The sequence below is a fragment of the Mycoplasma todarodis genome (genome assembly GCF_004335995.1).
GTDB lineage: Bacteria > Bacillota_I > Bacilli_A > Mycoplasmatales > Metamycoplasmataceae > Mycoplasma_K > Mycoplasma_K todarodis.
Genome location: NZ_PSZP01000041.1, coordinates 1 through 11,245, shown reverse-complemented (window position 1 = coordinate 11,245; position 11,245 = coordinate 1). Strand labels below are relative to the sequence as shown.

At 32.6% G+C, this 11,245-nt stretch carries 15 protein-coding genes; 2 read left to right on the top strand and 13 right to left on the bottom strand.

The genetic code is table 4. The features are described 5' to 3' along the window. From ftsZ to rpmF, 5 genes are all read right to left on the bottom strand, one after another. Positions 1-896: cell division protein FtsZ (gene ftsZ, locus C4B25_RS03970; RefSeq protein ID WP_210725183.1), on the bottom strand; the 896-nt coding region annotated here is incomplete at its 3' end. Next, positions 880-2,112: a cell division protein FtsA gene (locus C4B25_RS03965; protein ID WP_131613772.1), complete on the bottom strand. Its 1,233-nt coding sequence runs from the start codon at positions 2,110-2,112 to the stop codon at positions 880-882. The genes C4B25_RS03965 and ftsZ, both read right to left, overlap by 17 nt. Before the next feature lie 8 nt (positions 2,113-2,120). Beyond that, a complete protein-coding gene (gene rsmH, locus C4B25_RS03960; RefSeq protein ID WP_335904869.1) occupies positions 2,121-3,023 on the bottom strand; it encodes a 16S rRNA (cytosine(1402)-N(4))-methyltransferase RsmH in 903 nt (300 codons plus the stop codon). Beyond that, positions 3,023-3,463: a division/cell wall cluster transcriptional repressor MraZ gene (locus tag C4B25_RS03955; RefSeq protein WP_131613769.1), complete on the bottom strand. Its 441-nt coding sequence runs from the start codon at positions 3,461-3,463 to the stop codon at positions 3,023-3,025. Before C4B25_RS03955 ends, rsmH begins: the two co-directional genes overlap by 1 nt. A gap of 179 nt (positions 3,464-3,642) precedes the next feature. Continuing rightward, positions 3,643-3,780 carry a 50S ribosomal protein L32 gene (gene rpmF, locus C4B25_RS03950; protein WP_131613767.1) on the bottom strand — a complete coding sequence of 46 codons (138 nt, stop codon included), beginning with the start codon at positions 3,778-3,780 and terminating at the stop codon, positions 3,643-3,645. Positions 3,781-3,874: 94 nt separating this feature from the next. On the opposite strand from rpmF, the gene C4B25_RS03945 reads away from it, so the two are divergent. Continuing rightward, on the top strand, positions 3,875-4,771 hold the full coding sequence (locus C4B25_RS03945; RefSeq protein ID WP_131613765.1) for a nucleotidyltransferase: 897 nt from the start codon (positions 3,875-3,877) through the stop codon (positions 4,769-4,771). Between the two features lie 16 nt (positions 4,772-4,787). Here C4B25_RS03945 and C4B25_RS03940 read toward each other — a convergent pair whose 3' ends face one another. From C4B25_RS03940 to C4B25_RS03925, 5 genes are all read right to left on the bottom strand, one after another. Further along, positions 4,788-5,141 carry a hypothetical protein gene (locus tag C4B25_RS03940; protein WP_131613763.1) on the bottom strand — a complete coding sequence of 118 codons (354 nt, stop codon included), beginning with the start codon at positions 5,139-5,141 and terminating at the stop codon, positions 4,788-4,790. Between the two features lie 110 nt (positions 5,142-5,251). Continuing rightward, positions 5,252-7,063, bottom strand: coding sequence for an MATE family efflux transporter (locus tag C4B25_RS03935; RefSeq protein ID WP_131613761.1), 1,812 nt, complete (start codon positions 7,061-7,063; stop codon positions 5,252-5,254). Next, positions 7,041-7,454, bottom strand: coding sequence for a helix-turn-helix domain-containing protein (locus C4B25_RS03930; RefSeq protein WP_131613758.1), 414 nt, complete (start codon positions 7,452-7,454; stop codon positions 7,041-7,043). The genes C4B25_RS03935 and C4B25_RS03930 overlap by 23 nt, the downstream gene beginning before the upstream one ends. A gap of 71 nt (positions 7,455-7,525) precedes the next feature. Then, the gene (locus C4B25_RS04765; RefSeq protein ID WP_168380701.1) at positions 7,526-7,684 is read right to left on the bottom strand and encodes a hypothetical protein; all 159 of its coding nucleotides are present in this window, start codon (positions 7,682-7,684) and stop codon (positions 7,526-7,528) included. A gap of 2 nt (positions 7,685-7,686) precedes the next feature. Further along, positions 7,687-8,202 (bottom strand): hypothetical protein, encoded by a 516-nt coding sequence (locus C4B25_RS03925; protein WP_131613756.1) that lies wholly within the window; start codon positions 8,200-8,202, stop codon positions 7,687-7,689. A gap of 56 nt (positions 8,203-8,258) precedes the next feature. Here C4B25_RS03925 and C4B25_RS03920 point away from each other — a divergent pair, with 56 nt between their 5' ends. Further along, positions 8,259-8,597, top strand: coding sequence for an IMPACT family protein (locus C4B25_RS03920; protein WP_210725182.1), 339 nt, complete (start codon positions 8,259-8,261; stop codon positions 8,595-8,597). Between the two features lie 145 nt (positions 8,598-8,742). Here C4B25_RS03920 and C4B25_RS05030 read toward each other — a convergent pair whose 3' ends face one another. From C4B25_RS05030 to pfkA, 3 genes are all read right to left on the bottom strand, one after another. After that, the gene (locus C4B25_RS05030) at positions 8,743-9,087 is read right to left on the bottom strand and encodes a hypothetical protein (RefSeq protein ID WP_335904868.1); all 345 of its coding nucleotides are present in this window, start codon (positions 9,085-9,087) and stop codon (positions 8,743-8,745) included. After that, entirely contained in the window at positions 9,039-9,992 is a 954-nt protein-coding gene (gene pyk, locus C4B25_RS03915; RefSeq protein ID WP_335904867.1) for a pyruvate kinase, read from the bottom strand. The genes C4B25_RS05030 and pyk overlap by 49 nt, the downstream gene beginning before the upstream one ends. 114 nt (positions 9,993-10,106) lie before the next feature. Next, positions 10,107-11,093, bottom strand: a complete 987-nt coding sequence (gene pfkA, locus C4B25_RS03910; RefSeq protein WP_131613753.1) for a 6-phosphofructokinase — start codon at positions 11,091-11,093, stop codon at positions 10,107-10,109. Positions 11,094-11,245: the final 152 nt, after the last annotated feature.

Genomic DNA, 11,245 nt, shown 5'->3' with positions numbered 1-11,245 from the left:
CCAGCCGCTTGTTGAATTGTTGCAACAGCTTGGTTCGCGTCGTCAAGTGTTATGTTCCCACCAGATACGTTAATAATCGCATCTGTTGCTCCTTTAATAGAAGCTTCAAGAATTGGAGATGAAATGGCATGAATTGCGGCTTTGACAGCTTTGTCATCACCTGATGATTCTTTACCAATTCCAATTAATGCAGAACCTCTACCCTTCATAACTGTACAAACATCTGCGAAGTCAAGGTTGATAAGCGCTGGTATAGCAATTAGATCTGTAATTGTTCTAACTGTTTGTTTAAGAACTTTATCTGCATATAAGAATGAATCTTTGAGAGAGATTCCTCCATATTGCTCTAAAAGTTTATTGTTTGAGATAACAATAAGTGAGTCTGTAGCGGTTCTCATGCCGTCAAGACCAAATTCAGCGTTTTTAGTTCTTTTTGTACCTTCGAATGAGAATGGTGAAGTTACGATTCCGACAGTTAATGCTCCTAGCTCTTTAGCTATTTCAGCAATAACTGGTGCGGCACCAGTACCTGTTCCACCACCCATTCCGGCAGCGACAATAACCATATCTGCACCTTTAAGTGTTTCTTTGATTATGTCTTTTGATTGAAGAGCAGCCTTACGACCCTCTTCTGGGTTTGCACCAGCTCCTAAACCACGTTCGTTATTACCTAATGGTAAGATTGTTTGCGCGATAGAAGCATTCAATACTTGTTCGTCAGTATTAGCAACGATGAATTCAACACCTTGAATTCCCTCTTTAATCATAGAGTGAACTGTGTTGTTACCACCACCACCAACACCAACAACTTTTATTGTAGCGATATTGTCTATTTTAGGACCAATGTGCGATTCGCTATTATTTAAAATATTGTCTGTATTAAGTAGTTCTGACATTCTTTCCTCCTATTTTATTTATAAATCTTGCAATGAAGCTTGTCTTTGTTTTTCTTAATGTATCGATTGTATTTGGGTTAGTCATCACGATTGTATTAAAGTCTTTTCCAATAACTTTATCATATCTTCTAATAAACTCTTCTGTACCGATTGTTTCTAGATTTTTAGTATTTGACGCAATAAACATTAATGGTTTGTATATTGAAACAAATTCGGAACTAAATGATTTACTAGTGAATTCTTTTAACCCTGTGAAGTTTTTGATTTCTCCACTTATTACTACTGATAATTTTTTCAGCGACTCATGTTTACCAATGAATGCTTGTGCGTATGCAGCCACTCTATTTACAAATTGACCAATAATTGAATTTAAGTTATTTTGTGTAAATGAAACTGATTTTAAACCTTTTTGAGTGGTAAAAATAATTTCATCTGAACCTTTATCCAATTTTCCATAGACCTTAATTAGGTTTCTAGCAGTTTCTAACGAGCATTCAAAGTACTCGGAAACTTTTTCCACCAAATTAATAAATCCTAATGGAAGGTTAAATGTTGATATAGTTGCTGAATTAACATTAACAGTAACATATGTACGTTTCATGCCAATGTGCACAGAGATAGCTCCTTCAGCAATAGCTGAGTTAGAGATAGTTGCTTGTGGTATAACATGGGCATCTGTTAGTATTTGAGATACTGATAGTCCAGCATTTTCAATAATTTCTTTAACATAATTCTTCACAACTTTGGAAATGGATGAAAGAGCTACCTTCACCTTTAATTTTTTTCCGTTTTTGTTGATCGGAGCTTTGTTATAAGATTTCTTTTCAATACCAGAAACTACGTATCTAACTGGCTGAACTAGAATTACTTCTTGTCCAGATGGTTGATATTGAGCTTCAGCTAATTTAATTACATTATTAATATCATCTTGTGTCACAAATGATGAAGCAATTGCGATTTCTTTATTAAACATTTTGATTTCTAAGTTTGTCTTTTTGTTAGACTCTACAATAGCAACCACAGATTTAATTTTTCCACCTATTGCTTTATTAATTCGTGCGATAGAATCTTTAATAAAACGTGTTTGTTCTAAAGGATTTGTAGTTCATTTTGTATCATTAAATATCTCCACTAGTTCAGTAGAAATTTTTTCGATACAAATAACTTGAATTGCACCTTTGGAAATTTTAACGTTCGTAATTAAATTTCTTTGCATGATTTCCCTTATCTTTCTTGTTCTTTTTTGAGCACCCTTAACTTAGCGCTACGACTTCTTCTGTTCAATTCGACTTCTGTTTTCTTCGGCTTAATTGTTTTAACAGTGAATTCTTTTTCAAACATAACTGGAAGTTTTCCAGTGGTGTCTTTGGTAAGACTACCAAACACCCTTTTGACTATCCTGTCTTCAATAGAATGAAATGTTATTATCGCGAATTTACCACCAGGTTTTAACATAGTGATTCCTTGCTCTAAAACATCTCTAAGAGAATCTAGTTCATTGTTGACTGCGATTCTCACTGCTTGGAATACAGCTTTCGCTGGATTCTTTTGTCTTACGATCTTAGCTGGAAGTGAGTTCCTAATAATATCGACAAGTTCTAGTGTAGTGTCTATCGGTCTATTTTCAACGACTGCTTTCGCAACTCTTTTTGGGAGCTTAACATCAGCGTTTTCATAGAAAATTCTAACCAACTCTTCTTCACTTCAATTGTTAATAATAAAATGAGCATCTAAATCCTGCGTCTGATCCATACGCATATCGAGGCGTGCTTCTTTATTGTAAGAAAAACCTCTTAGCGCGTCATCCAATTGTGGAGATGAAACACCAAGATCTAATAAGATTCCGTCCACGGAAGTAATTCCAATTTTTTCCAATTCATTCTTAAAATATCTGTTGTCTGAATGAATAAGATTGAAATTATTCGAGATTTGAGAAAGACGATCGCCACTTTCTTTAATGGCTTGAGTATCCTTATCAAATGCTACTAATTTTCCATTTGGTATTCTTTTTAAAATCTCCGATGAATGACCACCACGACCTAAAGTTAAATCGACATAAGTCCCATTATCTTTAAGTTCTAAATGTTCTAAACAGTCATCAAGCATAACTGGAATATGTTTTTCCATTAAATCTCAACTCCTGACTCGAACAGTGCATTAGCAAGTTCATCATATGAACCTTCTGAATCCACTTCGTTTTGGAAACTTTCATAAGCAGTTTTGTCTCAAAGTTCTACTTTGTTACCAACCCCAACGAATGAAACTTCCTTTTTGATGGCAGCTTTAAGAATGAAATGATCTGGAATATTAATACGTCCAAGCTTATCAACTTTTAAGTCAACAGTGTTACCGAAGATTTTTCTTACGAAAATTCTCAAGTTCTTGTTAAGCATGTTGTTTGACATAAGCTTCGCACGCATTGCTTCAAACTCGTCCGCGGATCTTAACTCTAAGATTCCGTCTGGTCCGAAAGTCGCATAAACAACATCACCTAGTTCCTTACGAAACTTAGCAGGTAAAACTATACGTTTTTTGTCGTCTAAAGACCTGTGAAAATGTCCAAACATTATTTCCACTCCTTTCCACTACCAACCACATTATAACATTTTTATTTATAACTATACAACTTTTTTCCACTTTTTTCAGCTGTTTAAATACTGGAAAAAGACGCAAAAAAAGGACCTATACAGGTCCTTTTTAAAAAGATTTTCTATCTTTTACATGAGTTCTCGAATTGTATTAAATTCTATTTGTCATTAATACCTTCAATAACTTGTCTGTCTTTGTAAAATCCACAGAATTTACATGCTCTATGTTGTTGGATTTTTTCTCCACAATTTCTCTTACGTTGTTTGGATGTCTTTCTCTTTGGTACTATAGCCATGATGCCTCCTTATAAGTTTATTGATTTAGTAAAAGAATTATAGCAAATTATTTGGCAAAGTAGCAATTAATATTTAAAATGTTAAAATTATTTTATGACAATAGCAATAATAGCAGAATATAATCCCTTTCATAATGGACATATATATCAATTAGAGTATGCAAAAACAACTTGACCTAATTCTAAGATAATAATCATTATGTCTGGTAAATATGTACAAAGAGGTGAATTAGCAGTAGCTTCATTCGAGGAGAGGGCTTCTATAGCGAAGCAATATGGAGCAGATGAAGTATATGAACTCCCTTTTGAATATGCAACTCAAGCAGCACATATCTTTGCAAGAGGAGCTGTTCACACCGCAGTTAAATATGGAGCTGATAAATTATTATTTGGTTCTGAGTCTGATGATGTCGATAATTTATTCTTAATCGCACGCACAATAAAAGAAAATAAATCTATATATAATAAGACACTTAAAAAATATTTAAAGCAAGGTTTCTCTTTTCCGAAATCAGCAGCAGAAGCTCTTTCGGAATTGAGTGGACAAAATGTTACTTTACCAAATGATATTTTAGGATTGGAATATATCAAAACAATAGTGGAAGAAAATTTAGAACTGGAGCCTCACTCTATAAAAAGAACAGTCGAGTTTCATTCTGACGAGACAAACGATAACTTTGCCTCAGCTTCTTTTATTAGGAAAGAAATAATTGAAGGGAAAGACGTTTCGAAATGAACACCAATGACTTTCGATAAAATTCCAGAAAGAATCGAGGATCACTATAAGGAATTTCAAAAAGTAGTTAATGAAAGTACTCCTGAAGAAATAGCGGAGTGCCCATTAATTTCTGAAGGTATGGAGAATCTATTCAAAAAACATATAGATGCACAAACATATGAAGAATTCGTGGATAGAACAAATTCTAGACGTTACACTTCTTCAAGAATTAAAAGAGTAATGCTTTATGTATTGCTTAAAATAAAAAAATAACCACAAAGGTTATTTTTTATTTTAGAACTGTTGCGTTTGCATAATCAACACTAACTGAACCGAAAATAATTACAACTATTAAAAATGCAACTGAAATAATTAATAATAATTTAGCAGCTAACATTTCTGGTTTTAGAATTACGAACACCATAAGCCCTAGTGCAGCTAATCCTATTAATAAAGCAATAACTCCTAATGCCATAGCAGCTCTACCTTTATCTGTAGCGTCATAAACGTTTACAAAACTTCATAATCCGTTCTTTGCACCGATAGTAGCAGCTCCAAGAGCTATACCTAAAATAGCAGCAAGTACTAAAGCGATAAATCCACCTAAGAATAATTTATCTTCTTTTAATTTTTTTACTAACATGTTTTCTCCTTATTGTTTAAACTCTTATTTATATTTAAATAAGCTTTTAAATTATACACCTTTAATGTATTTAAACTTTGTTAAAAGCATAAAAAAAGTAGTTAACTTAACTACTTTTTGGCTGTTTTTGCTAATTTCTTTTGTTCAGCAAGCTTTTTAGAATGAATTTCTTTTTCTTCTTTTAATTTTTGCTTGAATTCTTTGTTTTGTTTCACTCTTTCTTCTTTTGACTTTCTAATTTCATTTTTTAATTCTTTTTTCTCAAGAGAGTGTTTTTGTTGTAATTCTGCTTTTGAAAGATTACTATTTGCTTCATCCAATCTTTGTTTTTCTTTAAGATTTTTTTTAGCTTTTTTATTTGTTCTCTTAACTTCTATAAAAGAAATGATTGCTTTATCAACAATTTCAATTCTTTCATCAAGAGTTGTGTGTTTTTCATCGATTTTTCTCATAGTGATAATCATCATCACACTTATCACAACACCCGAGGCTAATGATAATGTTGGGAACATTCATCAGAATGCATCGTCATATTGTGGATTAGCGATTGCTATAGCTTTAAATATGTAGATGACTGGGAAGAACAATATGAATCCTCTACATGTAGATGATATGAATGAGAATGCTACACGGTCAGTTGAACTGAATAGAACCATACCTGCAATTGCTATTGCAAATAATGGAGCTCCTAGCATCAAGATCATGATTACAGTCTTAATCTTAGCTCTATCATGTTCAACACCTAAGGCACTAAGAAGCGGATCTATTAATACCACTGAAGCTAGTAATCAAACTATCATACCTAATATTAATGTATATATAAACGATCAGAAAACAGCTTTTTTAACTCTTTTAGTTTCTCCCGCTCCGTAATTATATGAAGCAACAGGGGCTGCTCCTTGAACTATACCGAAAAGCATTGGGAAAAATAATCCAAATATAGGAAATGCTGAAGTTAGAATAAACGTCATATACGCAGGTTGCTTTGGATATAGATGTTGAGCAATATCAGCGATAATGTTCATTTGTGCAGTACCAGTGATTGATTGAGCTGCATTCCTAAAGAATGGTGCCATACCCACAAGCAATATCCCAACCAATGATATCGCAGCAAATTTGAATCCAAATAGATTTCTAAATCTAATATTCGATTCCTTAACTCGAATAATGCATATAACCAACACTATGGTTGTTATAACATCAGCAATTGCAGTGGCTGTTGCAGCCCCTTCGATACTCATTTTACCTGGACCCATCAATAAATAATCAGCAAGTAAATTGAAAATAACAGGAATAAACATTGCTAATGTTGCTTCCTTCATTCTACCTTCTGTTCTTAATAATGAAGAAATCATATTATTGAAGAAGAATACTCCCTGGAAACATAGAATAATGGTTGAATACTTAAAACCTTCTTCTTGTATCAAGGTAGCCATACGTGGATCTGGCATATCAGGAAGTTGTGTAGCAATTCAAGATTTAGAAACAGCAATAATAATAGGTGTTGTAATGATCATGATAGCCATACCAATCATCATTCCAGTTTTTATAGTGTTTCTAGCTCTATCAACATCCCCTCTACCTAAGTTGATGGAAACCCTAGTGGAAACACCTACAGTTATCATCATAACTAGAGCTAAACTTATATTCATCATTGGCATAATTGATGCCATAATAACCTTAACTATACGTTGAGCGTTTTCTCTATCACCTCCAACAACATCAAGGTACGAATCATAAGCAAAGTTAATTGCTAATATATTATCAGAGAAATTATATATCCCCATAATTGACATAATTATTACACCAGGTAAACACATCTTTATAAGAAGTTTTCACATTGGTGTGTCTAAAAACATTTTCCTTCTTCTTTCTTTTGCTGAAATAGGAGGTGTGTTTTTATTTTGAGATTTGGTTTTCATACTTCTCCTCTCAAATAACTTTAACTCTAGACTCGATCTCACTAATGATTTTTTCTCCCTTTGGAGTTACATAAATTCTATGTGTTCTTTTATCTTGTTCATCTTGTATAGTTTTGATTAATTCTAACTGTACATATCTTTTTATTGTTTTAGAAATCTTTACTTTAAAATTGTTAACATCTTTTTCAGTACGAATACCAATGCATTCATTTTGCATTTTATACGCCGCCATTTCAGAAACGCTTTTTCCTTCTGCGAATTCTTTTATATGTATTAAAAGGAAAATATCCTTTACACGAATCCTCATTTCTTGAAGATTCATATTTCTGATTGCCTCATGATATGCTTTACTTATTTTTGCGTAAGTTTCTTTTGCTTGTTTTAATTTCATAGATACATTATATAGCAAATAATTACCTTTGTTTAATCTTTAACTATTATTTAGAAAATAAAAAAGACCACTTATGGTCTTGTAATAATCCCTTGTGACTCCATGATGATTAATGGTGTAGCTAATGTTACTAAAATAATCATACATATAATAAATACTATTAAAAGGGTTTTTCTTCTCGCTTTAATTTCTTGTGGTGTTAATTTTTGTTTCTTTTGTTTTTTGTCCATAATTACCTCGATGATTCCGCTACATAATCCGAAAGTATTTCCCTTGTGTATGCAGCTATTGTTTTGTGATATTTAATTAATTGCTTTTTAACGGATGCAGGAATGTGCGCCTGTGATGAAAGCATCTTCAAATCTACCTGTTCTATAAATTGTTGATCCAACAATTTCTTTAACTCTATATACTTTTTAGTCAATTCTGAGTAATCTGTTTTCAGAAGAACCTTTTGTGAAACTTTAGGTATTATTTTAAAACGTGTGTGTGCTGAATAAGTTGCATATGTTTTATATGTAACTTCTCCTTCAAGTTTAGTAATCGCTTTTGCATTATGCTTTTGCAATTCTTTTATTTGATCGAAAAATAACTTAGCCGTTTCATTAACCACTCATTCTGCGGAGATGGTATCTCTTAAACGAGTATTCGCCTTACTTGAAGAGTAAGCCGCTCAACCCGCAAAGATTATTGAAAATACACTAAGTGTTATTGACACTGATCATAAAATAATATCTGCTAATCCCATAATTAGAATTATAAAACAAAATTGAAAATATGTATGAAATTGGTAGAATTAATTATATGTTCATACACGAAATAAAAAAATCAAAATTCATTGCACACTCTTTTGAGGTGCATTCAAAAATAGAAGTAGAAGAAAAATTGAATGAAATAAGACGACAATATAGCGACGCGAGTCATATTTGTTACGCTTATTTAGTTAATAATGGTTCTGAAATGGCTGGAATGTCTGATGATGGAGAACCTAGTGGAACTGCAGGAAAACCAATCTTCAATATTATTAGATTAAAAAAGAAGGAAAATATTTTAGTTGTAGTGGTTAGGTATTTTGGCGGAAAAAGACTAGGAGCCGGTGGATTAATTCGTGCTTATGTTAATGCATCAAAAGAAGTTATATAAATTAAATAAAAAAATACCCTTGGAATGGGTATTTTTTCATTAATGTTTTTTGTTTTTTGATTAGAATACGAATTCTGTTGTTTTTTCGTTTTCCACTACTAGGAATTTATCTCCAGCTTTAGCACCGTAAGCTTTTAGAGCTTCTTTATGATGGGAATACTGATGAAGTAATACCGAATCCACCGATCATTTTTTCGTCATTTAGAATACCAATTACAGCTGTGTTTGGTCTGAATTTAGCTACTTCTCTTAATAGTTCACCTGTTCTTGAAAGAACAACTGCGAATTTATATTCACCATCTTGAGTTTTTGTAGCAACGTCAAACGCGATATCTGCTCTAGCACCTTTTGAAACTTTTCTGATTGTTTCTAATTGTACTGGGTAGTATAGTTTGTTGTAGAATTCTTTTTCTGCTGTCATGTTAATAAGTGACATAACTGCTACTGATTCTTCTGGGAATTGTCCAAGTGCTGATTCTCCTGAAAGCATTGTTGCATCTGCACCAAGTTCTGTAGCGAAGTATACGTCTGTAACCTCTTTTGTGTAGCAACGATAACTGGTTTACCAGCTTCTCTACATTTTCTGATGATATATTTTTCTCAGAAAGGTACATCTTGGAAAGGAATTTCTAATCCTAAGTCACCACGAGCAACCATGATTCCGTCTGATGCTTCAATGATTGAATCAATATTTTTGATACCAAGCACTGATTCAATTTTAGAAATTAATTGAACGTGTTTTCCACCAGCAGCGTCCATTAGTTCTCTAAGTTCTAGAACGTTTTCTCTTGTGTTAACGAATGATGCAGCAACATAGTTAATTCCTGCTTCAACACCGAATTTAACATCGTTTCTATCTTTTTCAGCTAAGAATGGAAGTGAGAAGTCGATTCCTGGAAGGTTAATTCTTTTGTTTGCTTTAAGTTTGTGGTTGTTAATTGCTTTAACAATAACTTTACCTTCTTGAACTTCTTCTACAAAAGTTACTAATTTACCGTCATCAAATAGAACTTTGTCTCCTTTTTTAACATCTAAGTGCATTTCGTATGAAACTGAAAATTCACCTTTTACACCTCTGTGGTTTGCGAAGTCATCTTTACCTGTCATAACTGTAACGATTTCACCTGTTTCAACCATGATTGGTCCGTCAGCCATTTTACCAACACGGATTTCTGGTCCTTTAGTATCTAGTAATACTGAGATAGGTCTTTTTAGTTCTTCTTGAACTTTTCAAGCCTTTTTCATTTTTTCGTGTTGTTCAACTTTGTCACCATGTGAAAAGTTTGTTCTAATTGTAGTCATACCAGCATTTGCCAGTTTTTTTAGCATTGCTTCACTATCTGATGATGGTCCGATAGTAGCAACAAGTTTAGTTCTTTTATCTGTAATTTGCATTTTTTCTCCTGTTTTTATAAATATGTTAGTAGTTAATTACTATTAAATATTCAATAAAAGTATAACACTTTTTTTATTTAGTTATTTCCCAAAAAAATAAAAAATAGCATTTAGCTATTTAATAATGTTCATTTTGTTTGTCATATCAATTAAATCTTTTCTTGATTTTCTTGGCATATTGAATGATTCCATGATTTCAAAGTCAGTAATTTCATCACCTTTATTACCAACAACTCTTCCACCGATTCCATTTGTAAGTAATTCAACAGCATGAACACCCATTCTAGTAGCTCATACTCTCTCCATTGCTGTTGGAGTACCACCACGTTGTTGATGTGCTAATACAGAAACTCTTGTTACTTTTCCTGTTTGTTTTTCAACTTCTTTAGCAATTTCATCTAGTGAAGGTCTTCCATCAATTCCATATGTTAATTCAGCAACCATAATAATTACAGATCTCTTACCGATTTCTTGAGTTTTTTTAACTACATCAACAAAATCTTGTGTTGAGAAAATGTTTTCTGAAGTTACAACAGCTTCAGCTCTGGCAGCAATTCCACCAAACACTGTAAGATCTGGACAATGACGTCCCATTACTTCAACGATAGCAACACGGTTGTGTGATCTCATTGTATCTCTAATTCTATCTACAGATTCTACAACTGTATTAAGAGCTGTATCGAAACCTATTGTTGTTTCAGAAGAAGAAATATCGTTATCAATTGTACCTGGTATACCGATACAGTTAATTCCCATTTCTGTTAATTTTTTAGCACCCATGTAAGAACCATCTCCACCGATAACAATAACAGCTTCAATTCCTCTATCTTTTAGGTTTTTAACAGCAATTTCTCTAACCTTAATATCAGCAAATTCTGGTAAACGAGCAGAATAAATAAATGTTCCACCGTTTCTATATTCTTTATCTACATTTGTTTCTGATGCTGGAACTATATTATTTTCGACTAGTCCTTTGTATCCTTCTATTACTAGGAAGGGTTCAATTCCTCTCGCTTGAGCATGTTTAACAACAGCTCTAACGGCATTGTTCATTCCAGGTGCATCTCCACCTGATGTTAAAACAGCAATTTTTTTAATCATATTTTCCTTCTTTCTTTATGTTGTTATTATAATCCATTTTAGAATTATTTTGTATTAATTTAGGTAATAACACATGTGTGTATATTATAATATAAATATTCAATAAAGGAAGGTATAAAATGAAAAAATTTAATAGAGTATTTTTTATAGTT